27 protein-coding genes are annotated in these 24,104 nt (G+C 66.4%); 16 read left to right on the top strand and 11 right to left on the bottom strand.

Annotation, left to right across the window (positions count from 1 at the left end; all coding sequences use genetic code 11):
- Window positions 1-27: 27 nt before the first annotated feature.
- Window positions 28-657 (bottom strand): TetR/AcrR family transcriptional regulator, encoded by a 630-nt coding sequence (locus tag BN3794_RS13990; protein WP_066098225.1) that lies wholly within the window; start codon window positions 655-657, stop codon window positions 28-30.
- A gap of 185 nt (window positions 658-842) precedes the next feature.
- Between BN3794_RS13990 and BN3794_RS13985 the strand changes: the two genes are divergently transcribed.
- Entirely contained in the window at window positions 843-2,003 is a 1,161-nt protein-coding gene (locus BN3794_RS13985) for an MFS transporter (RefSeq protein WP_066098224.1), read from the top strand.
- Between the two features lie 60 nt (window positions 2,004-2,063).
- The gene (locus BN3794_RS13980) at window positions 2,064-3,023 is read left to right on the top strand and encodes an alpha/beta fold hydrolase (protein WP_147675780.1); all 960 of its coding nucleotides are present in this window, start codon (window positions 2,064-2,066) and stop codon (window positions 3,021-3,023) included.
- A gap of 112 nt (window positions 3,024-3,135) precedes the next feature.
- Here BN3794_RS13980 and BN3794_RS13975 read toward each other — a convergent pair whose 3' ends face one another.
- Window positions 3,136-3,966 carry a cupin domain-containing protein gene (locus BN3794_RS13975; protein ID WP_066098220.1) on the bottom strand — a complete coding sequence of 277 codons (831 nt, stop codon included), beginning with the start codon at window positions 3,964-3,966 and terminating at the stop codon, window positions 3,136-3,138.
- A 113-nt stretch (window positions 3,967-4,079) separates the two neighbouring features.
- Here BN3794_RS13975 and BN3794_RS13970 point away from each other — a divergent pair, with 113 nt between their 5' ends.
- Window positions 4,080-4,508 (top strand): organic hydroperoxide resistance protein, encoded by a 429-nt coding sequence (locus BN3794_RS13970; RefSeq protein WP_066098219.1) that lies wholly within the window; start codon window positions 4,080-4,082, stop codon window positions 4,506-4,508.
- Window positions 4,509-4,553: 45 nt separating this feature from the next.
- Window positions 4,554-5,579, top strand: a complete 1,026-nt coding sequence (locus BN3794_RS13965) for an alpha/beta hydrolase (protein ID WP_066098217.1) — start codon at window positions 4,554-4,556, stop codon at window positions 5,577-5,579.
- A 58-nt stretch (window positions 5,580-5,637) separates the two neighbouring features.
- Here the strand turns inward: BN3794_RS13965 and BN3794_RS13960 are convergent, their stop codons facing one another.
- A complete protein-coding gene (locus BN3794_RS13960; RefSeq protein WP_066098215.1) occupies window positions 5,638-6,855 on the bottom strand; it encodes an MFS transporter in 1,218 nt (405 codons plus the stop codon).
- Window positions 6,856-6,973: 118 nt separating this feature from the next.
- Here BN3794_RS13960 and BN3794_RS13955 point away from each other — a divergent pair, with 118 nt between their 5' ends.
- A complete protein-coding gene (locus tag BN3794_RS13955) occupies window positions 6,974-7,600 on the top strand; it encodes a TetR-like C-terminal domain-containing protein (RefSeq protein ID WP_201455283.1) in 627 nt (208 codons plus the stop codon).
- Between the two features lie 197 nt (window positions 7,601-7,797).
- Here BN3794_RS13955 and BN3794_RS13950 read toward each other — a convergent pair whose 3' ends face one another.
- Together BN3794_RS13950 and BN3794_RS13945 are read right to left on the bottom strand one after the other, a co-directional pair.
- A complete protein-coding gene (locus tag BN3794_RS13950; protein WP_236493267.1) occupies window positions 7,798-8,064 on the bottom strand; it encodes a barstar family protein in 267 nt (88 codons plus the stop codon).
- 74 nt (window positions 8,065-8,138) lie between these two features.
- Window positions 8,139-9,086 carry an AraC family transcriptional regulator gene (locus tag BN3794_RS13945; RefSeq protein WP_201455282.1) on the bottom strand — a complete coding sequence of 316 codons (948 nt, stop codon included), beginning with the start codon at window positions 9,084-9,086 and terminating at the stop codon, window positions 8,139-8,141.
- Window positions 9,087-9,282: 196 nt separating this feature from the next.
- Between BN3794_RS13945 and BN3794_RS13940 the strand changes: the two genes are divergently transcribed.
- The 4 genes from BN3794_RS13940 to BN3794_RS13925 are packed head-to-tail and all read left to right on the top strand — an operon-like array spanning window position 9,283 to window position 12,345.
- Window positions 9,283-10,026, top strand: a complete 744-nt coding sequence (locus tag BN3794_RS13940; protein WP_066098212.1) for an SDR family oxidoreductase — start codon at window positions 9,283-9,285, stop codon at window positions 10,024-10,026.
- Between the two features lie 32 nt (window positions 10,027-10,058).
- On the top strand, window positions 10,059-10,826 hold the full coding sequence (locus BN3794_RS13935; RefSeq protein ID WP_066098210.1) for an SDR family NAD(P)-dependent oxidoreductase: 768 nt from the start codon (window positions 10,059-10,061) through the stop codon (window positions 10,824-10,826).
- 37 nt (window positions 10,827-10,863) lie between these two features.
- A complete protein-coding gene (locus BN3794_RS13930) occupies window positions 10,864-11,721 on the top strand; it encodes an SDR family oxidoreductase (protein ID WP_066098208.1) in 858 nt (285 codons plus the stop codon).
- Window positions 11,722-11,739: 18 nt separating this feature from the next.
- Window positions 11,740-12,345, top strand: coding sequence for a flavin reductase family protein (locus tag BN3794_RS13925; RefSeq protein WP_236493265.1), 606 nt, complete (start codon window positions 11,740-11,742; stop codon window positions 12,343-12,345).
- A 54-nt stretch (window positions 12,346-12,399) separates the two neighbouring features.
- On the opposite strand, the gene BN3794_RS16050 is transcribed toward BN3794_RS13925, so the two are convergent.
- Window positions 12,400-12,762 (bottom strand): winged helix-turn-helix transcriptional regulator, encoded by a 363-nt coding sequence (locus BN3794_RS16050; protein WP_078059773.1) that lies wholly within the window; start codon window positions 12,760-12,762, stop codon window positions 12,400-12,402.
- Between the two features lie 118 nt (window positions 12,763-12,880).
- Between BN3794_RS16050 and BN3794_RS13920 the strand changes: the two genes are divergently transcribed.
- Window positions 12,881-13,744, top strand: a complete 864-nt coding sequence (locus tag BN3794_RS13920) for an NAD(P)H-binding protein (RefSeq protein ID WP_201455281.1) — start codon at window positions 12,881-12,883, stop codon at window positions 13,742-13,744.
- A 100-nt stretch (window positions 13,745-13,844) separates the two neighbouring features.
- Here the strand turns inward: BN3794_RS13920 and BN3794_RS13915 are convergent, their stop codons facing one another.
- Window positions 13,845-14,750 carry a LysR substrate-binding domain-containing protein gene (locus tag BN3794_RS13915; RefSeq protein WP_066098201.1) on the bottom strand — a complete coding sequence of 302 codons (906 nt, stop codon included), beginning with the start codon at window positions 14,748-14,750 and terminating at the stop codon, window positions 13,845-13,847.
- A 274-nt stretch (window positions 14,751-15,024) separates the two neighbouring features.
- On the opposite strand from BN3794_RS13915, the gene BN3794_RS13910 reads away from it, so the two are divergent.
- Window positions 15,025-15,954 (top strand): aromatic alcohol reductase, encoded by a 930-nt coding sequence (locus BN3794_RS13910; RefSeq protein WP_066098917.1) that lies wholly within the window; start codon window positions 15,025-15,027, stop codon window positions 15,952-15,954.
- Between the two features lie 64 nt (window positions 15,955-16,018).
- Here BN3794_RS13910 and BN3794_RS13905 read toward each other — a convergent pair whose 3' ends face one another.
- A complete protein-coding gene (locus tag BN3794_RS13905) occupies window positions 16,019-16,960 on the bottom strand; it encodes an AraC family transcriptional regulator (protein WP_066098198.1) in 942 nt (313 codons plus the stop codon).
- Window positions 16,961-17,055: 95 nt separating this feature from the next.
- Here BN3794_RS13905 and BN3794_RS13900 point away from each other — a divergent pair, with 95 nt between their 5' ends.
- A complete protein-coding gene (locus BN3794_RS13900) occupies window positions 17,056-17,811 on the top strand; it encodes an SDR family oxidoreductase (protein ID WP_066098195.1) in 756 nt (251 codons plus the stop codon).
- 13 nt (window positions 17,812-17,824) lie between these two features.
- Here BN3794_RS13900 and BN3794_RS16710 read toward each other — a convergent pair whose 3' ends face one another.
- A complete protein-coding gene (locus BN3794_RS16710) occupies window positions 17,825-18,127 on the bottom strand; it encodes an alpha/beta fold hydrolase (RefSeq protein ID WP_066098193.1) in 303 nt (100 codons plus the stop codon).
- Between the two features lie 75 nt (window positions 18,128-18,202).
- Between BN3794_RS16710 and BN3794_RS13890 the strand changes: the two genes are divergently transcribed.
- The gene (locus BN3794_RS13890) at window positions 18,203-19,228 is read left to right on the top strand and encodes an MBL fold metallo-hydrolase (RefSeq protein ID WP_201455279.1); all 1,026 of its coding nucleotides are present in this window, start codon (window positions 18,203-18,205) and stop codon (window positions 19,226-19,228) included.
- Between the two features lie 5 nt (window positions 19,229-19,233).
- Complete coding sequence (locus BN3794_RS13885) at window positions 19,234-20,160, top strand: LysR family transcriptional regulator (protein ID WP_066098189.1); 927 nt, start codon at window positions 19,234-19,236, stop codon at window positions 20,158-20,160.
- A gap of 31 nt (window positions 20,161-20,191) precedes the next feature.
- On the opposite strand, the gene BN3794_RS13880 is transcribed toward BN3794_RS13885, so the two are convergent.
- Window positions 20,192-21,121, bottom strand: a complete 930-nt coding sequence (locus BN3794_RS13880) for an alpha/beta hydrolase (RefSeq protein ID WP_066098187.1) — start codon at window positions 21,119-21,121, stop codon at window positions 20,192-20,194.
- Between the two features lie 85 nt (window positions 21,122-21,206).
- Here BN3794_RS13880 and BN3794_RS13875 point away from each other — a divergent pair, with 85 nt between their 5' ends.
- A complete protein-coding gene (locus BN3794_RS13875; protein WP_066098185.1) occupies window positions 21,207-22,142 on the top strand; it encodes a LysR family transcriptional regulator in 936 nt (311 codons plus the stop codon).
- Window positions 22,143-22,229: 87 nt separating this feature from the next.
- Here the strand turns inward: BN3794_RS13875 and BN3794_RS13870 are convergent, their stop codons facing one another.
- Entirely contained in the window at window positions 22,230-23,021 is a 792-nt protein-coding gene (locus BN3794_RS13870; RefSeq protein ID WP_066098183.1) for an SDR family NAD(P)-dependent oxidoreductase, read from the bottom strand.
- Window positions 23,022-23,123: 102 nt separating this feature from the next.
- Between BN3794_RS13870 and BN3794_RS13865 the strand changes: the two genes are divergently transcribed.
- Window positions 23,124-24,023 (top strand): LysR family transcriptional regulator, encoded by a 900-nt coding sequence (locus BN3794_RS13865; protein WP_066098181.1) that lies wholly within the window; start codon window positions 23,124-23,126, stop codon window positions 24,021-24,023.
- Window positions 24,024-24,104: the final 81 nt, after the last annotated feature.

Genomic DNA, 24,104 nt, shown 5'->3' with positions numbered 1-24,104 from the left:
CGTGGGGGCTTGCGCGTGCGGGTGGGCTCAGGTTGCGCTGCGGCCAGGCGCGGCGTGCAGGTCCCACAGGCCCATGACGTGGGTGATAGCGGCCTCCATGGCCTTGAGCCCGACGCCATCGCGCGCCAGCGTGGACAGGCCGAGCAGGAAGCTATCAAACGTTGTGCAGAGCGCGGCCGCGTCCACGTCCGAAGCCAGCTCGCCGCGCGCGATCGCCCGTTCGATGCAGGCCTTGATGCCGGCGCGGGTGCGCGCGCGCGAGCGCTTGAGCGGCGCGGTCACTGACGCCTGTTCGGGCGAGGTGGCGCTCATCACCCCGAGCCCGACCATGCAGCCCCGCGGATGGCCGCGCTCGCACTGCATGCGCGCCGAACGCCGCAACGCCTGTTCCAGCGCCTCCCGCGGCGGCAGGTCGGTGTCCCACAGGCCTTCGGTGACCTGCGCATAGGTGGCCAGGTAGCGCGCGACGCATTCCTGGTAGAGCGCCTCCTTGGAGCCGAAGGCGGCGTAGAAGCTGGGCGCGGAGATGCCGCCGCCGATGGCGGCCTTGAGTTGGCTCAGTGAGGTGGACTCGTAGCCGTGCTCCCAGAACAGGTGCAGCGCCTGCTCCACGGCGGCGTCGCGGTCAAAGGTTCTAGGCCTTCCCATCTGGGCCATGGCGTGCTCCTGGTGGTGAGATCAATACTGGTCGATACATAAATTGTAGACGGGCGCTATCGCTTCGGCTATATTTGTACCAATCGTTATAAATATCGCCCCATCAAACGGGCCCGCTTCCCAAGGAACTCCACGTGGTCACCCCCAAGACTTTGCCTCCACACCCCGCCGCCGAGCGGCTGCCGATGGCTGCGCTGCTGGCATTGGCGATGACCGGCTTCATCTGCATCGTGACCGAAACCTTGCCAGCCGGCCTGCTGCCGCAGATTTCCGCCGGGCTGGGTGTGTCCGCCGCGCTGGCCGGGCAGACGGTCACGGCCTATGCGCTGGGCTCGGTGCTGGCCGCCATTCCGCTGACCATCGCCACCGCGAGCTGGCGGCGGCGCAACGTGCTGCTGCTGACCATCGTCGGCTTTCTGGTGTTCAACACCATCACCGCGCTGTCCTCGCATTACGCACTGACCTTGGTGGCGCGCTTTGGCGCTGGCATGGCCGCCGGGCTGGCGTGGAGCCTGCTGGCGGGCTATGCGCGGCGCATGGTGCAGCCGCACCAGCAGGGCAAGGCGATGGCCATTGCCATGGTCGGTACGCCGATTGCCTTGTCGCTGGGTGTGCCGCTGGGGACCTGGCTGGGCGGGGTGGTGGGCTGGCGCAGCGCCTTCGGCGTCATGTCCGGATTGACGTTGTTGCTGATCGTCTGGGTGCTGGCCAAGGTGCCCGACTACCCCGGCCAAGCTGGGCACGAACGGCTGCCCTTGCGCAAGGTGCTGACCACGCCCGGCGTGCGTCCGGTGCTGGCCACGGTGATGGCCTGGATGCTGGCGCACAACATCCTCTACACCTATGTCGCGCCCTTCGTGGCCCAGGCCGGATTGCTCGACCGCGTCGACGTGGTGCTGCTGGTGTTCGGCCTGGCGGCGCTGGTCGGTATCGGCCTCACCGGCCGGCTGGTCGATCGGCATCTGCGCCGCACCGTGCTGGCCAGCCTGGCGGCGTTCTTCCTGGTGGCGCTGGCCTTGGCCTGGGGCGGGCACGTGCCCGGCGTGGTCTACGTGAGCGTGGCCGTCTGGGGCCTGACCTTCGGTGGCGCGGCGACCTTGCTGCAGACCGCGCTGGCCGACAGCGCGGGCGAGGGCGCCGACGTGGCGCTGTCGATGAACGTGGTGGCGTGGAACAGCGTCATCGCCGGTGGCGGCGTGCTGGGCGGCGTGCTGCTGCAGCACTGGGGCGCGCAGACCTTCCCGTGGGCGCTGATGGCCTTGCTGGCGCTGGGGTTCGGCATTGCCTGGTCGGCCCGCACGCATGGTTTTCGGCCCGGGCCGCGCGCCCAGGCCAGCGGCCACTGAGTCCGCCCTCCAAGGCTTTCGATTTCTTTTTCTCCCTCCCTGTTTGAAGGATTTATCGTGATGTTCAACCGTTTCAAGCAATGGCTGGTGATCGGCGCCGTGCTGACCTTGGCCGCTCCTGCATTCGCCGCCGATACCGCTGACGAATTCCCGCTGCCCGCGGGCTTCAGCAGCGGCTACCAGACCATCGACGGCGTCAAACTGCACTACGTCAAGGGCGGCACCGGGCCGCTGGTCTACCTGGTCCACGGCTTCGGCCAGACCTGGTACGAGTGGCACCAGCTGATGCCCGAGCTGGCCAAGCACTACACCGTGGTCGCGCCCGATCTGCCCGGTCTGGGCCAGTCGGCGGTACCGACGTCCTATCGCGCCACCGAAGTCGCACCCCTGCTGTACAAGCTGGCCGAGCAGTTCAGCGGCGGCCAGAAATTCGATCTGGTGGCGCACGACATCGGCATCTGGAACACCTATCCGATGCTGGTCCAGCATCAGGACACCATCGGCCGCGTGGTCTACATGGAAGCGCCGATCCCGAACGACACCATCTACTCCTTCCCGGCCTTCACCCCACAGGGCGAATCACTGGTGTGGCATTTCAGCTTCTTCGCCGCCGACCAGCGCCTGGCCGAGACGCTGATCACCGGTAAGGAGCGGGTGTTCTTCGAACATTTCATCAAGGAACACGCCACCCACAAGGCCGTCTTCACTCCTGAGCTGCTCGACCTCTACGCAGCCTCCTACGCCAAGCCGCACAGCCTGAATGCCGCGTTCGAGTACTACCGCGTGCTCAACCAGGGCGTGGAAGACAACAAGCGGCTGTCGCAGACCCAGATCACCATCCCCGCGCTGGCGATTGGCGGCGGCGGGCACGGCGGCATGGGCCAGTACCAGATCGACATGATGAAAGGCTTCGCCACCAACGTGACCGGCGTGGTCCTGCCCGACTGCGGCCACTGGCTGCCGGAAGAATGCGCCGCGCCGCTCAATGCGGCGGTAACCAAGTTTCTCGAGGCGGATTGAGTCCCGTCTCGGCTCTGTTTAACAGAGGTCGGCAAGAGCACGCATGTCGATCAATTGGAAGCCCCGCCCGATCTGGTCAACTTGTACGTGCCGAGCGCGTAGCGCACCTGCGTCAGTCGCGCTCAGCCTGCGCGCGCTTCCACTCGCGCGGTGACGCGCCGGTCTGTGCCTTGAAGGCGCGCGACAGTGCCGCCTCGCTGCCATAGCCGACCGCATCGGCGATGAACTTCAACGGCTGGCCACGGTGCAGCGCCAGTTGCGCCAGGCTGATGCGCCAGCCTTGCAAGTACTGGCCGGGCGTGAGGCCGACGACCGCGTGGAATTGCGTCGCGAACACCGTCCGCGACATGCCCGCGGCGGCGGCCAAGGCTTCCAGCGTCCACGGGGTTTGCGGGTGATCGTGCAGCGCCACCAGTGCATGGCGCAGGCGCGGATGCGATAGGCCCGCGAGCACGCCAACCTTGACGTGGTTGTGCTCCATCAGGTGGCGCAGCACCTGGATCAACACGATCTCGAACAAACGGTTGAGCAGGGCTTTGCGTCCGCAGCGCTCAGAAAATGCCTCGTCGAACAGCAGCGCCAGCGTGGCCTTGGCACCTTCGATCTGGCGCAGTGGCAGGCACACGAAGCCCGGCAGCGCCGCGGCCACCGGATGCTGGTCGCCGCCCTCGAAGCGCAGATTGGCGCAGGCCAGATCCGCCCCGCGCGTGGCCTCGGTGACGAAGCGGTGCGGCAGCGGGCGCGGATATAGCAGCAGGCTCGGCTCGCTCACCTGTACGTCAAAGGTGCCGTTGTTCCACACCGCCACCTCGCCTTGCCGCACCAGGTGCAACTGGCCGGTGTTCTCGGCGGTGAGGTCGTTGATGCCGCACAGCGCGCCGGTGTGAAAAACCTCGGCGGTGGCGCTGAACCGGTCGAACAGCGCTTCCAGTCGATCAGCCATGTCGGTACGTTAAATCAAATTTTGTGGACGATAAGAAACATAGCGTACGACCGATCCGGGCAAAGTGACACCTGCCACGTGGCACCGTCTCTTTCACGCATCAGGAGTGCTTTATGTCCATCGAAAAAATCCTCTACACCGCCCACGCCGCCGCCACCGGTGGCCGCGACGGCCGCGCCACCACCTCGGACAGCGTCCTCGACGTCAAGCTCGCCACCCCGCGCGAGCTGGGTGGGGCTGGCGGTGAAGGCACCAATCCCGAACAGTTGTTTGCCGCTGGCTATTCGGCCTGCTTTCTCGGCGCGCTGAAGTTCGTCGCCGCCAAGGAAAAGCGCGTGCTGCCCGCTGACACCGTGGTGGAAGCCAGCGTGGGCATCGGCCCGATCCCGACCGGCTTCGGCATCGAAGTCGCTCTGCGCATCCGCGTGCCGGGTCTGCCTAGCGCACAGGTGCAGGCGCTGGTGGAGCAGGCGCACATCGTCTGCCCGTATTCCAACGCCACGCGCAACAACATCGACGTCAGCCTGACGGTCGTCGAGTAACGCGCACACCACGTCCTTCGAAACAACTTCACCAGGATTTGATCCATGAATATCTCCAAACTCCGTCTGGCCACCGCCTTGTCGCTGGCGATTTCTGCTTCCACGGCGATGGCCGCCAATGCCGGCGGGCCGCTGGTCGAAAGCCATGTGCAGGGCTTTCTCGATGCGCTGGCCAAAAGCGGTGGCCAGCCGCTGGAAACCTTGTCGCCCGCCGATGCCCGCCAGGTGCTGGTCGGCGCGCAGCAAGGCGCCAAACTGCCGCCTGCCGAGGTCAGTGAAAAAGTCATCACCGCAAACGGCGAGTCGATCAAGCTGACCATCGTGCGCCCGAAGGGCGCGAAGGGGCCGCTGCCGGGCTTCATGTTTTTCCACGGCGGCGGCTGGATTCTGGGCGACTTCCCCACCCATGAGCGCTTCGTGCGCGACCTGGTGGTCGATTCGGGGCAGGAGGCGATCTTCGTCAACTACGCGCCCTCGCCGGAAGCGCACTATCCGACCGCGATCAACCAGAACTACGCCGCCACCCAATGGGCCGATGCGCACCGCAAGGAGCTGGGCCTGGACGCCCATCCGCTGGCCGTGGTCGGCAACAGCGTCGGCGGCAATGCCGCTGCCGTGGTGGCGCTGAAGGCCAAGCGCGAAAACGGCCCGCAGCTGCGCTCGCAAATCCTGTTCTGGCCGGTGACCAATGCCAACTTCGAAGATGCCTCGTATGAGCAGTTCGCCAACGGCTACTTCCTGACCAAGGGCATGATGAAGTGGTTCTGGGACGCCTACACCGTTGACCCGAAGCAACGCGCCGAGATCGACGCCTCGCCACTGCTGGCGACCCCGGCGCAGTTGCAAGGCCTGCCGCCCGCGTTGGTGCAGACGGCCGAGAACGACGTGCTGCGCGATGAAGGCGAAGCCTACGCCCGCCATCTCGACCAGGCCGGTGTGCCGGTGGTGTCGGTGCGCTACAACGGCATGATCCATGACTACGGCCTGCTCAACGCCCTGGCCGACGTGCCGGCGGTACGCGCGGCGCTGCATCAGGCCAGTGAGGAACTGAAGCAAAGCCTCCAGCGCTGATCAACGCAGTCCATATTGAGCGTAAACAGGAAAGGGCGCCATGTGCGCCCTTTCTGCTTCACGGTGCAGGCTGTGTCGGCACGCGCTCAGTGTTGCCACCGATTTTGATGGTGAGCGACCAAGCGGCCATCAGCATGATGAAGGCGCCAAAGCCTTGCGCGGCGGGCAGGAAACCCAGGTGTTGCGCCGCATAGCCTGCGGCCATGGCCAACACTGCGTTGGGCAAATAGCTGGCAATGTAGAAGGCCGAGACCAGCCCGGCGCGTTCCTCGGCCCGCGCTTGGGTGACCAGGCTGCGCAGCACGCCTAGGAATCCGGCGCCAAACCCGATGCCGGTGGGCAGCGATCCCAGCAGGATCAGGCCCGGGCTGTGCAGTGCGGTGCCCACCAAAATGCAGGCGGTGCCCACCATGATCGTCACACCCGCCCAACGACGCGCGCGCTCTGGCGCACTGTTGCGAAACCACAGAACCGCCGCGCCTCCGGCCAGCGTCATGACGCCAACCGCCGCGCCACTCAACCAGGCCATGGACTGGGCCGAAGCCATGGCATGCAGCAGGCCGGGCAGCAAGGAGAGAAACAAGGCCCCCAGGCCCCAGACCGCCACGTTCAACGGCAGAATGCGAACGAAGGTCGAGCGCAGGTGATGCGGAATCTCGACGCGCGGGCGCAGAGACCAGCCGCGGGTGTGTCGATCCGGGAAAGTTTCTGCCGAACGCAGCGTCCGCCAGAGCTGGACCAGGCTGATGGCCAAGGCCAGCGCGTACACCAGGCGCAAGGGCAGCGGCGCGAATTGCACCAATACGCCGGCCCCCAGCGCGCCAACGGCCATGCCCACCATGGGCGCGAGGCTATTGATCATCGACCCCGGTTTTGGGTCCACGTCGAGCAGGGCTGCGGCCACGGCGGTGGTGGCGATGCCCGTGGCAACCCCTTGCACGATGCGCGCGGCCAGCAGCCAATGCCCGCTGTCCGCCAGCAAGAACATGACCATGGCGATGGCCTGGATCACCAGCGCCGCGACGATCACCGGACGCCGCCCGAAATGGTTGGACAACGCCCCCAGAAACAGCAGGGACAACAACAATGCGACAACGTAGGCCGCAAAAATCACGCTGATGAGGAAGGCCGAGACTCCCCAACTGGCTTGATACAGCGGGAACAGCGGGGTCGCCATGCTCGATGCGGCAAAGAACAGGATGATGGTCAGGCCGTGCAGGGCCAGAGCGGCGGTGGTGCTGCGCCGAGGCGGCGGCGTGTGCGGGAGAGCAGTCATGGTGTGGGGATCTCTAATAAAGCTAAAATTTTGCTTTTAAGGTGCCAATCTATCATTAAAGCGCAATCTTTGCTTTAGTGGTGGCATTGCGCCGCCGTGATCGCGCTTGGGCCACACCATGAACAATGCAGAGTTTTCCTCGAAGAATCAGACGGTTGCGATGCCAGCATCGGGTGGAAGTCGCCCCGGTGGGCGTGCCGCACGCATTCAGTCGGGCGTGCTGGAGGCGGTGGAAGCACTCAAGAAAGAGATGCCCACGGCGGCCATCACCGTGCCCATGATTGCCGCCCGCGCGAAGGTGACGCCTTCGACCATCTACCGCCGTTGGGGCGGCGTGGTGCCATTGCTGGCCGATGTCGCAGTTCGCCAGTTCCAGGCCGAGACATTGCCGCCCGACAGTGGCAACTGGCGCCGCGATCTGACGCTGTGGCTTGAGCAATTCGTCGATGAAATGGGCTCCGGGCCGGGCCGCGATTTGCTGCGCGAAGCGCTGGCGCTGGCCAATACCGAGCGGGCGGGGCAGTGCACGCAATGCATCCTCAGCGCCCTGGAGAGCATCATCGCCCGAGGCGTGGAGCAGGGGGCATCACCACCTGACGCGCAGCGCGTGCTCGATCAGGTGGTCGCGCCGGTGATCTATCGCATTCTGTTCACGCCCACTCCGCCGGACACCGCCTACGCCACAGGCTTGCTGGAGGCGTGCTTGGCGCAAGCGGCATCACAATCGGCACGACCAACCGCGTGACACCCAGCCTTGCGACGCCAGAGCGATTGCCGACGATTGGCTTGGCAACGGCTGCTCAAGCCAGTTCCAGTGTGAAGCGGGGATGGGCGGCGATGACCTGACAGATTTGCTCGAAGTAGCTCGGGCCGTGGCCAGCCTCCAAGGCCTCCAGTACACCCTGCCAGTGCGAGTGGTTGAAGGTGTCAGGGCGGGCCAATTTATCGAGGTAGTGGGCACTGGGCACGTGTGGCGGCGATATCGAGTCTTGCGCGACTGTGCTCGGCATTCAGCCAGCGCAGCTTCACCGGCGCGCTGCCTTGCGCTGCGCCATAGCCGCCGTGGAGCATGTCGTCCAAGGCGTCGAGACTGGCGCCCAGTTGCCAGTCTTCCTGTGCCATGAAGACGCGATTGATTTCAGCGTAAAAATCCGCGATGCCATCGATGCGGGCACCGTCGATCGTCAGTGTGCGTTCGGGAGAGTTCATTGGCCTCATGCATCCGTGGCAATAAAGTGAAGCCACCTTGTTTGTTCGCAGTGGCCACAGGGGGGCAGCGCGCCTCAATGCATTGCTGCAGCCTGCGCAAGCTGGGCCGGCTCCATCAGCGCGAAGGCCGAGCGCATTTCGCGCGCTTCTTCGCCGGGGCTGCGGCCGAACAGGCGCTTGAATTCGCGGTTGAACTGCGAGGCGCTTTCGTAGCCCACCCGCGCAGCGGCGCCAGCGGCGGTGACGCGGTCGCGGATCATCATCAGCCGTGCTTGGTGCAGCCGCACCGACTTGATGTACTGGATCGGCGAGGTCGCGGCCACCGCCTTGAACTGCGCGTGGAAGGCCGGCACGCTCAAGCCCGCCTCGTCGGCCAAGGTCGCCACGTCCAGCGGCTGGGCGTAGTCGTGGTGAATGCGCCGCAGTACCCGGGCGATGCGCTCGAAGTTACCTTGGCTGGCCAGCGCCGCGCGGATCGCGCCGCCTTGCTCGCCGATCAGCACGCGAAAGCACAGCTCGCGCACGATACCCGGACCCAGCACCCGTGCCTCCAACGGCGAGCGTAGGGCCCGCAGCAAGCGCAGGGTGGTGTCGGCCAGGGCCTCGTCCAGCGGGGTGGAGACGATGCCGGTCGGCGCGGGCGAGGTGCGGCCGGCCTGCTGGTCGACCTCCACAATCAGGTCGGCCACGGCGGTCTTGTCCAGCCGCACGGACACGGCCAGCAAGGGCTCCTCCGCGCTGGCCTCGGTCTCGGTCGAAAACGGCAGCGGCACCGACAGCACCAGATAGTGCTGCGGGTCGTAGTGATAGACCCGGTCGGCCAGATAGCCGCGCTTGTGGCCTTGGCAGACGATGACGATGCTCGGCTCGTACAGCACCGGCGTGCGCCCCAGCGGCCGGTCGGCGCGCATCAGGCGCACCCCGTCGAGCAGCGAGCGGGTGTGGCCTTCGTGCGGGGCGAGCTGGCGGATCAGCGCGGCCATCTCGGCCTGGCGGGGTTGGAGGGTGTTGTCGCGTGGCATGCGCTTGATGCACTTGAATGATGAAATGGCGATGATTTTGCCAGATTCGACTGGATTGATGTCGATGAAAAATAGGATCAGGCAATAATGCAAGAGGCTTCGGCCTAGGCCGGAAAGGCCGTGCTTTCTACGATTTCACCCTGTTCAACAGACCCTCGGCGGCACCTCTGTCCGCCGGGCCGAACACGGAGAAATCATGCCTTCCAACCCACCCCAAGCTGCCAAGGTCATCGTGCTGACCGGCGCCAGCAGCGGCATCGGCGCGGCCACGGCCTGCCATTTGGCACGGCAAGGCCACCACGTCTACCTCGGTGCGCGGCGCCTGGACCGGCTCACTGCCTTGCAAGACGAACTGCGCGCTGAGGGTGGCCAGGTCGAAGTGATGGCACTGGATGTCACGCGCCTGGAAGACCTGCACGCCATCGTTGCCCGCGCGCAGGCCGCGCATGGCCGCGTCGACGTACTGATCAACAACGCCGGCGTCATGCCGCTATCGCCACTGGCGGCGCTGAAGGTCGAGGAGTGGAATCGCACGCTGGACGTCAACGTGCGTGGTGTGCTGCACGGCATTGCCGCCGTTCTGCCGATCATGCAGACGCAGGGCCATGGGCACATCATCAACATCGCCTCCATCGGGGCCCATGCGGTCTCGCCGACTGCTGCCGTCTATTGCGCCAGCAAGTTCGCGGTGCGCGCCATCTCCGATGGGCTGCGCCAGGAGACCGATGCCATCCGGGTGACCGTCGTCAGCCCCGGCGTGGTCGAGTCCGAACTGGCCGACCACATCACCGATGACACCGCTCGTGCGGCCATGCGCGAATTCCGCCGCATCGCCTTGCCGCCGCAGGCCGTCGCGCAGGCGATCGCCTATGCCATCGCCCAGCCCGACGGCGTGGACGTGAGCGAACTCATCGTGCGCCCCACGGCCAGTCCGTATTGATCCTGACATTGATTCATTCACAAGGAGTTTTCATGCCGCAAGCAAACACCACCTCCCAGGCCCAGCCTTTTGCCGGCCGCGTGGCCATCGTCACTGGCGCCGCCAGCGGCATTGGCTTGGCGATCGTCGAACTGCTGCATCGCCAGGGCGCGCGCATCGTCGCGGTCGGCCGTGGTGACAACGTCCAGGCCCTGGCGCGCGAGGGCGTGGTGCCCGTGGTGGCCGACGTGGCGCAGGAATCCAGCGCTGAACTGGCCGTGCAAACAGCCATCGAACAGTTCGGCCGGCTCGACATCCTGGTCAACAACGCTGGCATCATCATCAACCGTCCGGTCGCCGAAATGCGTCTGGACGAATGGAACCAGGTGCTGTCGGTGAATGCCACTGGCGCCTTCCTGTTCTCCCGTGCCGCCATGGGCCCGATGATGGCCGCCGGCGCCGGTGCCATCGTCAACATCGGCTCCTACGCCTGCTACCAGAGCTTTCCCGGCATCGCCGCCTATGCCGCGTCCAAGGGCGCGCTGGCGCAATTGACCCGCACGCTGGCGCTGGAAGCCATCGGCCACGGCATCCGCGTCAACGCGGTCGGCTCGGGCGATGCCGTCACCAACATCACCAACGCCATCCAGCCCGACGGCCAGGCCTATCTGGCCGAACACGGCCGCAAGGCCCCCATCGGCCGCGCCGCGCGTCCCGAGGAAATCGCGCAAGTCGCCGCCTTCCTGGCTTCGGACCAGGCCAGCTATGTGGTCGGCGCGGTGGTCATGGCCGACGGCGGCATGAGCGTGGCCATCCAGTAATTCATCCCACTTTTCAACCTCACAGGAGTTTTCATCCATGCAAGCACTATCCTCTTCTTCCAAAGTCTGGTTCATCACCGGCGCCGCGCGCGGCATCGGCCTGTCGCTGGCGCGGCAGGCACTGGCCCAGGGCGATGCGGTGGCCGCCACCTCGCGCACGCTGGCCAGCCTGCAGCAGGCCTTCGGCGACCAGCACGAACGGTTGCTGCCGCTGGAGGTGGATCTGGTCGATGAAGCCAGCGTCCAGGCCGCCATCGGCAAGACCGTCGCCGCCTTCGGCCGCATCGACCGCGTGGTCAACAACGCCGGCTACGGCCAGCAGGGCACCGTCGAGGCCTTGAGCGACGCCGAGCTGCACCGCAACTTCGAGGTCAACGTCTTCGCGCCGCTGCACGTGCTGCGCCACGCGCTGCCGCAGCTGCGCGCACAGCGCAGCGGGCATGTGTTCAACGTGGCCTCCATCGTCGGCTTCCAGGGCGGCTATGCGGGCTGGGGCAGCTATGTGGCCTCCAAGTTTGCCATCGCCGGCCTGACCGAGACGCTGGCCGCCGAACTGGCCGAGCTGAACATCAAGGCCACCGTTGTCTATCCCGGCCCGGTGCGCACCGGCTTCCTGTCCAAGGACACGCTGGTGGTGGCCAAGCGTTCGATCTCCGACTACACCGAGGCGCAGGCCTCGCTGGACCTGCACCTCAACGGCCTGGACGGCAAGCAGGCCGGCGACCCGGAGAAGGTGGCCACGCTGATCCTGCAAGCCGCCGCCGTGGCCGAGCCGCCCGTGCATCTGTTCGCGGGCAAGATCGCCAACACGCTGGCCGAGCAGAAGATGCAGGCGGTGCGCAAGGACCTGGATGCGTGGCGCGGCGCATCGGATGCCACGGATTTCGTCGAGTAATTTCGCACGAGTGCGGGCATGCGGCTCGATGCCGCGTGCCTCTCAAGTGCATCTGGAGATCACGCCATGCTCAATGAATTGCCGCCGGAAAAGGCCTATCGCGTCCTCGAATCCGGCCCTATCGTGCTGGTGTCCACGCGCGGGGCCGATGGCAGCGCCAACCTGATGACGATGGGGTTCCACATGATGATGCAGCACGACCCGCCCTTGGTCGGCGCCATCATCGGGCCGTGGGATCACAGCCACCAGGCGCTGTCGGACACGGGCGAATGCGTGCTGGCCGTGCCGACGGTGGATCTGGCCGAGACGGTGGTGGACATCGGCAACTGCTCGGGCGATGCGCTGGACAAGTTCGCGCATTTCGGCCTGACGCCCGCACCCGCGCACACGGTGGATGCACCGCTGGTGCGCGAATGCTGGGCGAACCTGGAGTGCCGCGTCGTCGATGACGGTTGGGCACGCCGCTACAACCTGTGGGTGCTGGAGGTGCAGCGCATCTGGATCGACGCCGCGCGCAAGGAAACCCGGCTGATCCACCATCAGGGCGATGGCCGCTTCAGCGTTGATGGCGACACGCTCGACCTGGGCGAGCGCATGACCAAGTGGCGCGACCTGATGGAATGATGCCGCGCATGCGCCGCTGCTTGACGGCGCGCTTCGTCAGGCCACAGCGCCAGCTCATTCCTGCACGGCACGACGATCAAATGCGGCGCGGGCTTGTTCAAGGGCGGGCCGGTTTTCGCGCGCCCAACTTGCCAGGGCAGCCAGCGGGCCTGTCAGGCTTCGTCCCAATGGGGTCAGGCAATACTCAACCTTCGGCGGGACGGTGGCATAGGCTTTGCGCGCCACCAGTCCATCGCGTTCGAGCCCGCGCAGGGTGATGGTCAGCATCCGGTGCGAGATGCCGGGGATGCGGTGCTTCAAGGCATTGAAACGGTGGGTGCCTTCTGAGAGATGGCCACAGACCATGACCGTCCACTTGTCGCCAATGCGGGCAATCACCTCGGCCAGGCCGCGGCATTCGGCTTCCAGATTTTCCATGGCTATTCCTCGGGACGACAGGAGCCTGGGTGTTCCTGAGGCATGAATTCGTGCGTTCTTGTTGCCCAACAGGTACAAATATATCCTAAGGAACCATAAATAACCATGGAATGTGATGATGAAAATAGGTGTAAGTGGTGCCAGTGGTCAGCTCGGCAGCGCCGTAGTCCAGGCGCTGCTGGAAACGGTCGCAGCCGAAGATCTGGTGGCGATTTCGCGCACGCCCAAGACCGATCCAAGCTTCGCAGCTCGCCTGGGCGACTACGACCAACCCGAGACATTGGTGGCGGCCTATCAGGGCCTGGATCGCCTGCTGTTGATTCCCGGGCCTGATCTGCGCCCGGGGATTCGCGCGCGCCAGATGCTGGCCGCCATCGATGCCGCTGCACGGGCCCAGGTCGGTCACGTCTTCCTGTTGTCGGCAACGGGAACGCAGCGTGAGGAGGAGCCCGCCGTGGGCGCGGCGTACTGGCACAGCGAGCAGGCGCTGATCAAGAGCACGATCCCGGCGTGGACGATGCTGCGCATAAGCTATTTTTCCGAGACCCTGATCGATGAGTTGCGGATGGCGTTGCCGGCAGGCGGGCTTGCCGCGCTTGCGGACAGCCGCGTCAGCTTCGTGTCGCGCGGTGACGTGGCCACAGCCGCGGCCGCCGCATTGATCAGCGAGGGCCACGAGGGCGCCATGTATCAACTGACCGGCCCTGAAGCCCTGCGCGGTGAGGCGGTCTGCAGCCTGGTCGCGCAGCACATCCAGCGCCCCTTCGCCTTGAACGTGATGCCTGCCGAGGTGCTGCGAGCCGGGCTGCTCAAAACGGGTCTGCCTGAGGGGGTTGCCGATGCCGTGGTATCGATGAAGGCGCGGCAGGCGCGCGGCGCTTACGACATCGTTAGCGGTGACATCGCGCGTTTGAGCGGGCGCACGCCGTGTTCCCTAGCCGAGATTCTGGCCAGAACCGCCGGAGAACTGGGGCAGGCGTAGTCTCCCCATGCTGGGCGCCTTCATCGTGCCAGATCGAGAAGGTGCAAGAGCACAGAATCTGGGCCCGGCGCGGCAGTCGTTCATTGATCAGCGATAGATATCACCACTGGCTCGACGCCTGGGCCACCACCTCGCTGCTCCAGTCGACGAAGGCCCGCACCGCCGGGGCAAGGTGTCGGCTGTGTGGGTACAGCAGGGAAATCGGCTCCGGCTCGGTGTGCACCGCCTCCAGCACGCGAACAAGCCGACCCGCGGCCAAGTGCTCGCGCACCATATAGCTGGCCACGCGGATCAGCCCCAGCCCGGCGATGCCGGCTTCCACGTAGGCGTCGGTGTCGTCGACACGCACGCTCTCTTGCATGGCGACGGCAGCGGTCAGCGTGCGGTGCTGGAGTTGCCAATGGGCCAGGCGTCCGGCGTGGCCGCCGAGGTAGCCCACCGCGACGTGTTGTTGCAAGGCCTGCACGCTGGTGGGCATTCCATGCTGCGCAAGGTAGTCCGGCGCCGCGCAGACGACCCAGTGGAAACGGCCGATGCGCCGTGCCACCAACCGAGAGCTGCGCAGCGCGCCGGTACGGATGACGCAGTCCAGGCCTTGCTGGATCACATCCACCGATGTATCGGACAGGTGCAACTCCAGCTCGATATGGGGATGGCGGCGCGTGAACGCAGGCAACGCTGAGATGAGGCAATGCCGGGCCAGCGACGATGTGGTGCCGATCTTGATCGTGCCGCGCAAGGCGCCAGTCCGCTGCGCGGCCTGGGCCTCGGCCTCCTGCAGTTCGCGCAGGATCGCCTTGCAGCGGTCGTAGAAGCGCAGGCCCGCATCGGTGGCGCTGACCGCGCGCGTGGTGCGGTTGAGCAACCGCGTGCCCAGGTGCGATTCCAGCTCCTTGATGTTGCGGGTGACGGTCGAAGGGAGCACGTCCAGGGTGTCGGCGGCCTGCTTGAAACTGCCGGCCTCGATCACGCGGACGAAGGTTTCCATCGCTTGCAGTCTGTCCATGGCGGGCCTCTCCAGAGGAGGAAGGAATGCGCGGAGGCGGAAGTGCCGGTGGCACCTGCCGCATCAGGCTCAATGTGCCGAACTATTGGATTTATTCAAATTATGAAAGGTGTGCTGTGCGCTTTTTCGTCCGCTTTCTGGCAGCTACGATGCGGCAGCGCTGACAAGTTAAAAGTCATTTTTATGGTGATGGATGGGCATGAAGCTGTTGTGGCTCATCCCGGAGGGCCAGCGCGAAATCTATCTCATTATTTGAAGGAAGAAAATTATGGTCATGTCTGGAAAGCCATCCGATCGTCGCGACCTGCTGGTCCTGGGGGCTGGTCAACTGGGCCTGGCGGTGCTGCGGGCGCTCGCCCCGCGCGCCGCCGCGCGCGGCCAATCGGTCACGGTCGTCGTTTCGCCGCAGACCGTCTCCAGCACCCGGCCCGGCGATAGCGAAACGCTCGCGGTTCTCAAGGCCCTGGGCGTGGAGGTGATCGGCTTCGACCTGGCCGGCGATGTCGCTGCGTTGCAAGCCCTGTTCGAGCGCTATCGCACGGTGATCAATTGCACCGGCTTCGTGGCCGGCCCCGGGACCCAGTTGAAGATCACTCGCGCCGCATTGGATGCCCGGGTCGAGCGCTACTTCCCGTGGCAGTTCGGGGTCGACTATGACGTGGTCGGGCAGGGCAGCGGGCAGCCGGTGTTCGACGAGCAATACCAGGTGCGCCAACTGCTGCGCGCCCAGCAGTCCACCGAGTGGGTGATCGTCTCCACCGGCATGTTCACCAGCTTCCTGTTCGAGCCGGCGTTCGAGGTGGTGAGCCTGCAGGCCAGAACCCTGCATGGCCTGGGCACGTGGGACACCAGGGTCACGGTGACCACGCCGGAGGACATCGGCCGCCTCACCACCGAGATCCTGCTGGCCGAGCCACGCATCGCCAACGCGGTGGTGTACGTGGCCGGCGACACGCTTTCCTACGGCGAGTTGGCGGCCGTGGTCGAGCGCGTCACCGGGCAGAGGTTCGAGAAAACGCTATGGACGCTGGACAAGTTGCGCGCCGATCTGGCGCAGGCCCCTGGCGATGTCATGACCCGCTACCGGGCGGCCTTCGCCCTCGGAGACGGCATGTGGTGGGACAAGGCCAACACGTTCAATGCCCAGCAGGGGATTGAAACGGTCGACGTCGCGCACTACCTGGCGCAGCGGTTGAAGGCGTGATCCCTGACCGGGTCGTCCACTCTGGGGCGAGCCTCACGCGGGCACGCCAGCACGATGCGAGGGCTTACATCGCATGGGCAGGCGCGCCAGCCCCGGCCCGGCTTGCCGCCTCGGCGCGCGCATAGCGCGCAGGCGGCATCCCCACCTGCCGTGCAAAGGCCACGCTGAAGGCGCTGGCCGAGCCATAGCCCACGCGTTGCGCCACCTGTTCGAGGCCGAGATCCGGCTGGCGCAGCAGTTGCTTGGCCAGCGCCATGCGCCAGGTCAGCAGGTATTCCATTGGCGGCAGGCCGACGCTGCGGCTGAACCGCGCGAAGAAGGCCGAGCGTGACAGCGCCGCCTCCTGCGCCAGCATCGCCATGGTCCAGGCCCGATCCGGGTGTGCATGCATCGCGCGCAACGCCGCGGCCAGGCGTTCGTCGGCCAGGCCGCGGGCCAGACCTGGGGCCGTGGTGGTGGCCGATGCCGAGCGCATGGCCTCGATCAGCAGCACCTCCAGCAACCGTTCCAGCACCAGTTCGTGCGCGGCCCGCTGCGCGCGCGCTTCCTCGTCGATCAGCTGCATCAGCGTGGCCAGCCGGGGCTGGTCGCGGACGATGACCCGATCGGGCAGCAGCGAGACCAGCAGGGCCGAATCCGGGGCGCCGAAACGGCAATGGCCGATGCGCATGCGCAGCTCGGCCGAGCCGCCGCGCGGGCCGACATGGAAATGACCGGCGCCGAGTTGTTCCGGCACGGTCTCGGGCAGCTCGGCCGGAGCATCGACGCTTTCGATCCGCAGTGCGCGCATCGCCGGGGCGAGCACGAAATCGCCGGCCCGCAGCTCCAACGGTGGCTCGGTGCCGAAGGCAATGCGGCAGGCGCCTTCGAGGATGGCGCAGTAGAACGGCTCGCCGGTGCCATCGCGTTGGATGCGCCAGGGTGCGGTGCACGTCACCTGTTTGGAGAAGCGGGCGGCGGGTTGCAGCAGGGTGACGATCTCGGCCAGGGGATCGATGGCTGACATCTGGACTGATTCAAATGAAATATCGACGTTCAATTGTAGTTAGTCTTGAACTGTGGACCTAGCATGGCGCCATTGCTGCTTGAACGGAGAAAACGATGTCCACAGTCTTGATTACCGGTTGCTCGTCAGGCTTCGGCCTGGAAACCGCAAAACGCTTCCTCGATGCCGGCTGGGAGGTGATCGCGACGATGCGCGTGCCCCGGGAAGATCTGCTGCCGGCCTCGCCGCGCCTGCGCGTGCTGGCGCTGGACGTGACCGATGCGGCCAGCGTCGATCGCGCCGTCGAGGCGGCCGGGCCTATCGACGTGCTGGTCAACAACGCCGGCTTTGGCGCGGTGGCGCCGGTGGAACTGACCGCGCCGGAGACGGCGCAGGCGCTGTTCCAGACCAACGTGCTCGGCACGCTGGCCATGGTGCGTGCCGTCGCCCCGCAGATGCGTCGCAGCCGCGCTGGCGTCATCGTCAACGTCAGCTCCACGGTAACGGTCAAGACCTTGCCTCTGGTCGGGGTGTACAGCGCCAGCAAGGCGGCGGTGAACGCCTTGACCGCTTCGCTGGCGCTGGAGATGCAGCCTTTCGGCGTGCGCGCGCACCTGGTGCTGCCGGGGCGCGCCCCGCAAACCCGCTTTGGCGACAATGCCATGCCGCATCTGCGCGGCATGGACGACCCGGACTACGCGCCGTTGCTGCAGGGCTTCGTGCAGAGCGTGCTGGAGGACCAGGGCCCGGTCACCCACGCGGCCGATGTCGCCCAGGCTGTGTGGCGCGCGGCCACCGACCCGGCCGCGCCGCTGCGCATCGCCGCCGGTGCCGATGCCGAACTTTGGATGGCCGAGGCGGGGTTGGCGTGAGGGCGGCGTGTGCTTACGCTGCGCCCACGTTCCGATCCAAAAACGCCCGGATGACTGCGCCAATCTCGGCGCCGTGGGTTTCCAACGCCAGATGGCAGGTGTCGTAGAAGCGCACGTCGGCATGGGGGATGTCGCGCTTCCAGGCCTTAGCCCCGGCGGGCAGGAAGAAGGGGTCGTTGCGGCCCCAGACGGCCAGCAGCGGCGGCTGGTACTGTGCGGCAACCGCATGAAGGTCGCCGCGTTCCGTTCGCGGCAGAAGGGCGCCTGATTCCCGCATTTCGTCGCAAGCCGGGCCCATCGCGCCCGGCGCGTGCATGACCCAAGCTATCCATGGCGTGGATAGCTCTTATCGATCGTGGCTGTCTGGTTGGATGGCAGGGCGCTGCCTAGCATGGCGTTTTCCCTTTCCAAGAGTCCACACACCATGTCCTTGCACAAGACCCCCATTGCCGCGGCGCTGCTGGCCGCCGTGCTGTTCCAACTTCCCTCGGCGCAGGCCCAGTCCCCAGTCCAGCCCCAGGCAGACGTTCCTGGCCACGTGATGCCGCAGCAAGCCGGCGGCTACCGTATGCGCGTGGGTAACGTGCAGGTGACGGCGCTGACCGACGGCACGGTGCCGGTGGACGTGCGTTCCCTGCTGCGAGGAGCGACGCCGCAGGACATCGACCGCCTGCTGGCGCGCAACTTCGAGCACAGCCCGATCGAGGTCTCGATCAACGCCTTTCTGATCGAGCTGCCCGGGCACTGGGTGCTGGTCGATACCGGCGTCGGCCAGTTGTTCGGGCCGGGCAAGGGAGGTCGCTTGCTCGACAGCTTGGCCGCGCAAGGGCTGCATCCGCAGGACGTGACCGACGTACTGCTCACCCACGCCCATTCCGACCACTCCGGTGGCCTGGTCAAGGACGGCCAGCGCGTACTCCCCAATGCCGAGGTCTACGTTGGCAAGCCGGACGTGGATTTCTTCTTCGACGAAAGCAACCAGAAGAAGACCGGCTACGACCAGCACTACTTTGACATCGCCCAGCTGACCCTCAAACCCTACATGGAGGCCGGCAAGCTCAAGACCTTCACCGGCACCGAGCAGGTGTTGCCGGGCATTACCGCCACCGTCCATCCCGGGCACACGCCGGGGGCGGCCTTCTACCGGCTGGATAGCGCCGGCGAGAGCATCACCTTCGTCGGCGACCTTGCGCACGCGGCGGCGGTGCAGTTCCCCGAGCCGGGCGTGACCATCGCCTTCGACGAAGATCAGGCTCGCGCGGCCGAGGTGCGCAAGACGCAATTTGCCGCCTTCGCCCGCGATCGCACGCTGATCGCCGCGCCGCACCTGCCGTTCCCCGGCATCGGCCATGTGCGCCCCGCCGGTGGCGGTTACGATTGGGTCCCCGTCACCTACACCAATCGCCAGGAAAAATAGCCGCGATGGCGCATTTGCCCGCCTTGCCGCCCGGGCTGGACATGGACCTGCTGCTGACCCTGCAGGCCCTGCTGGCCGAGCGCAACATCACCCATGCCGCGCAGCGTCTGGGCCTGAGCCAGCCGGCGATGTCGGCCCGGCTGGCGCGGCTGCGCAAGGTGTTTGGCGAGCGCTTGTTCGTGGCTGCGCCCCATGGACGCGGGGTGCTGCCCACGCCGCGGGCGCTGGCACTGCAGCCGGCATTGCGCGAGGTGCTCGATGGCCTGGCGGCGCTGCTGACGCCTACGAGCTTCGACCCGCGCAGCAGCCAGCGCACGTTCGTGGTGGCACTGCACGAAAATCCGGCATTGATGCTGGGGGCGGATTTGCTCAACCGCGTGCGCGCACTGGCCCCGCAGGTGCGCATCCGTTTCGTGCTTCCCGATCGGGCGCGCTTGCACGGACAAATGGAGCAAGGCGAGGTCGATGTGTTCGTTGGCCTGGGCGAGAGCGCCGAACAAGGCTGGGTCGGGCGGCGATTGTTCAGCGATGATTTCCTCACCGCCCAACGCAAAGGGCATCCGCGCGGCACCGGGAAACTGGGCTTGCCGGCCTTCTGCGCGGCGGCGCACCTGGTGGTGTCTTCCAGCGGAGATCCGTTCGCTGGCTTGGTGGACGCGGCGCTGGAGCAGCTTGGCCGTCGCCGCCAGGTCGTCATGTCCACCGAGAGCTATGCGCTGGCACCGGCGCTGGTGGCCAACACCAATCTGCTGTGCACCTTGCCCAGGCGCTTGTTGCAGCGCTTCGACGCCGCCCTGGATCTGTTCGTCCCGCCGTTGAAGCTGCCCGAGGTCACGATCAGCGCGTATTGGCATCCCCGGACCCGCGACGATGCCGCTAGCGCATGGTTCCGCGAGCAGGTCTTTCTGGCTGCGGGCCAGCGGCGGCGGTGATCGGCCACTAGGCTACCGCGGCACGCAGTTGTTACCGCGCTTGCACCCGCAGTGCGTCGTCCAGGAAACGCACCGCATTGCGCAAGGCCTGGTCCGCTTCCGGCAGCAGGCCGGCGAACTGGTGCCAGACATGGAACATGCCGGGCCAGACCTCCAGCGAGGTGCGCACGCGGCTCTCGCCCAGGTGGGCCGCCAGGCGGATGGCGTCGCTGAGCATCACCTCGTTCTCGCCGATCTGCACCAGCACCGGCGGTAGGCCATGCACCGGTGCGAAGACCGGCGAGGCGTCCGGATGCGTCGGCAGTTCGCCGGCGAGGAAGGTGCGTGCCAGCGTGCTCAGGAAGGCCGTGCTGCACAGGGGATCCAGCCCGTCGCGCACGGTGGCCGATGCGCCGCTGTGGGTCAGGTTGGCCCAGGGCGAAATCGCCACGCCGGCCGCGGGCAGCGGCAGTCCGGCGTCGCGGGCCTTGCGCATCACTGTCACGATCATCGCGCCGCCGGCCGAGTCGCCGGAGATCACCAGCGCACGCGGGTCGATGCCGCTGTCGAGCAAGGCGCGATAGGCGCCGAAGGTGTCGTCGATGGGGGCCGGGAAGGGATGGTCGGGGGCCTGGCGATAGTCGGGCAGGTACACCTCGGCCTGCAGGGCCTGGGCGTAGCGCCCGGCCAGGCCGCGGTAGCCATTGACGCCGCCATGCACATAGCCGCCGCCGTGGATGTAGAACAGCGTGCGCCCGGCCGCCACGTGCTCGGGCACGACGTGCAGGCAAGCCACCCCGCCGAGCGTCACGGTCGAGAAGGAGACGCCTTGCGGCGCGGGAAACAGGCGGGCCAGGCCATCGTCGTAGGCGGCGCGCGTGGCCGGCCAGTCCAGGTCGCTGCGGCCTTCGAGCTTGTCCACGACTGGCGCGGCCGCGGCCAGCCAGCCATCGAAGGCCTGTTGTGCGAGGGGAGGAAGCATGGGGGAGTCCTTTTGGTGATGAAAAAGATTCAGTCAAGATCATAAAATCATTATTGGTTCTTTTGATTCACCATTGGGAGTCCCCATGCGCACGTCCTCGCGCCTGCCCTCGGCAGGCTTCGATCTGGGGGCCATCCAGGCCTTCGTCCTGGTGGTCGAGGCAGGCAGTTTCGCCGCCGGTGCCAAGGCGCTGGGGATGACCCGGTCGGCGGCAAGCAAGGCCGTGGCGCGGCTGGAGTCGCACCTGGGCGTGCGGCTGTTGCACCGCACCACCCGCAGCCTGTCGCTGACCGCCGATGGCCAGGTCTTCCACGAACGCTGCCTGCGCATCCTCCAGGACTTGGGCGAAGCCGAGGCCAGCGTGCGGCAGGATCGTCTGGTGCCGCGGGGCACGCTGCGCCTGACGGTCTCGGAAGCCTATGGCCGCATCGTGATCCTGCCCTTTCTCAAGCAGGTGCTGGATGAGTGGCCGCAACTGGCGGTGGAGGTCAATTTCTCCGATCGTCTGGTCGACCTGGTCGAGGAAGGCTTCGACCTGGGCATCCGCCTGGGCGCGCTGCCGGTCTATGCGCAACTGGTGGCGCGGCCGCTCACCTGGACACGCCCCGGCCTGTATGCGGCGCCGGCTCACTTGCAGGCGCATGGCATGCCGCAAAACGTGAAGGACCTGGCGCATTGCCAGCGCTTGATCTATGGCTTGCGGCCGGAATCGACGGCCTGGCAGCTGCGGCCGCACGATGCCGCCGGCGACCGCGCGTTCGTCATCGACGGCCCGGCCCGGCTGCGCTTCGACAGCGGTGAGGCGCTGCACCAGGCGGCCCTGGCGGGCATGGGGATCGCCTTCCTGCCGGACTTCCTGGTCGAGCATGACGTGCGCGCGGGGCGGCTGGTGCAGGTGCTGCCCGGCGTCGGCGGCGGCGAGATTCCAATCCAGCTGGTCTATCCGCACCGCCGGCACTTGGCGGCGCGAGTGCGGCTGTTCATCGACCGGCTGGCGCAGGTCCTCGGGCAAGATCAGTAGTCAGGTAGACACCAGACTCGGCCCGTAAAAAATTCCCCCAGCTCGGCCCGAATGCTCCCCATCGACGTAGCAGTTTGCGTCCGAGCGTCAGCGCAGACCCGGGATCGCCACCCCGCCATCGACCAGCAGGGTCTGTCCGGTCACGAAGCGCGCATCGTCCGAGCACAGCCAGACCGCGACATCGCCGACGTCGGCCGGAACGCCGGCGCGCTTGAGGGCGGCGTGCGCGCTGAAGGCGGCCACCAATTTATCGTCGAGGTCGGCATTCATGGGCGTGCGGATCAGGCCCGGCGCGACGTTGTTGATGCGAATGCCAGCCGGCCCCACTTCCAGCGCCAGTGCGCGAATCATCGCGTTGAGCGCGGCCTTGCTGGCGGCGTAGACCGAGGTGCCGGCGGAGGCGGCTTCGGCCACGAAGGAGGATGTGTTGACGATGGCACCTGGCCGGCCGCCGTCGAGCATCGCCCGAATTTCCGCGCGCAGCAGCAACCAGACGCCGCGCAGATTGGTGGCCATGGTCGTGTCGAAGTCCTCGCAGCTCAGTTCGACGATCGGCTTGAGCGCACCCAGCACACCGGCATTGTTGAACGCAAAATCCAGCCGGCCGAATCGTTCAAGCACGCGCCTGATCAGCGCGTCCACCGCCGCCTCGTCCGAGATATCGGTCGGCACCACGCAAGCCTGCCCGCCGGCCTTCTCGATGTCCTGCGCGACCGACGACAGTGGCTGTTCCCGACGACCGACCAGGACGACCGAAGCGCCCTCCTGGGTAAAGCGGAGCGCCGCCGCGCGGCCGATGCCGCTGCCGGCACCGGTGACCAAAGCCACACGGCCGAAAAAGCGCGCCGGGTTGGGTATGAAGTTCGATTCGCTGGACATTGTGAAAACCTTTCTCGACAAACGATGCGCATCATTGTGGATTGATCTGTACAACTTGATAATCGCCAACAATTTGCATTGGATGATGAGCTTGGTTGAACAATGAGCAGCACGGAGTACGCAGAGCTATCGACGTTCATCGTGATCGCTCAGGAGCTGAACTTTCGGCGTGCGGCGATTCGGCTGGGCGTCTCGCCGTCGGCGATCAGCCATACGCTGCGCGTGCTGGAACGGCGCCTGGGCGTCAAGCTGCTGCACCGCACGACCCGAAGCGTGGCCCTGACCGAATCCGGCAGGCGGCTGCTGCACCGGATCGAGCCCGCCTTTGCCGAAATTGCAGGCGCCGTCGAAGAAGCCGTGTCCGCCGCGGACCGCCCGGCCGGAACCTTGCGCTTGAGTGCCCCCAGAACTGCCGCCCACATGGTGCTCACGCCGATGCTTGGCAGCTTCGCCCAGGCGTATCCGGACGTGCGGCTGGAGATCCTGGTCGATGACCACCTGGTCGACATCGTGGCGGCCGGGTTCGATGCCGGTATTCGGCTGGGCGAACGGGTCCAGCGCGACATGGTCGCCGTGCGCGTCTCACCCGAGTTGCGTGGCGTGGTCGTCGGCTCGCCCGATTATTTCGCCGACCATCCCATCCCCATGGTGCCCACTGATCTGGAGGCCCATCGCTGCCTCAACTACCGCCTGCCCACGGGCGGGACACTGCTGGCATGGGAGTTCGAGCGGGACGGGGTCGAGCATGCGCTGGTGCCCAGCGGCCCGCTGGTGAGCAACGACACCGACACCCTGCTGGCGGCGGCATTGGCGGGCGCCGGCCTTGCCTGCATGACCGAAGCCATCGTGGCACCGCATATCGAAGCGGGACGGCTGGTGCAGGTGCTGGACGACTGGTGCCAACCGTTTCCGGGGTGGTTCCTGTACTTCCCGCGTAGCCGCCAGATGGCCCCGTCGTTGCGCGCGCTCATCGACCATCTCAAGGCGCAGTTGGGTGAATGAGACGGCGGAGCGCTGAACCGGACGATGGCATGGGGTTCATGCCTGGTGCCGTGGCGGCCGAGAGTGAAACCATCCGGCTTT

This window comes from Xanthomonas massiliensis (assembly GCF_900018785.1).
In the GTDB taxonomy this organism is placed as follows: Bacteria; Pseudomonadota; Gammaproteobacteria; order Xanthomonadales; family Xanthomonadaceae; genus Xanthomonas_B; species Xanthomonas_B massiliensis.
The sequence above is the reverse complement of the archived record's forward strand: the minus strand, read 5'-3'. Positions and strand labels throughout refer to the sequence as shown.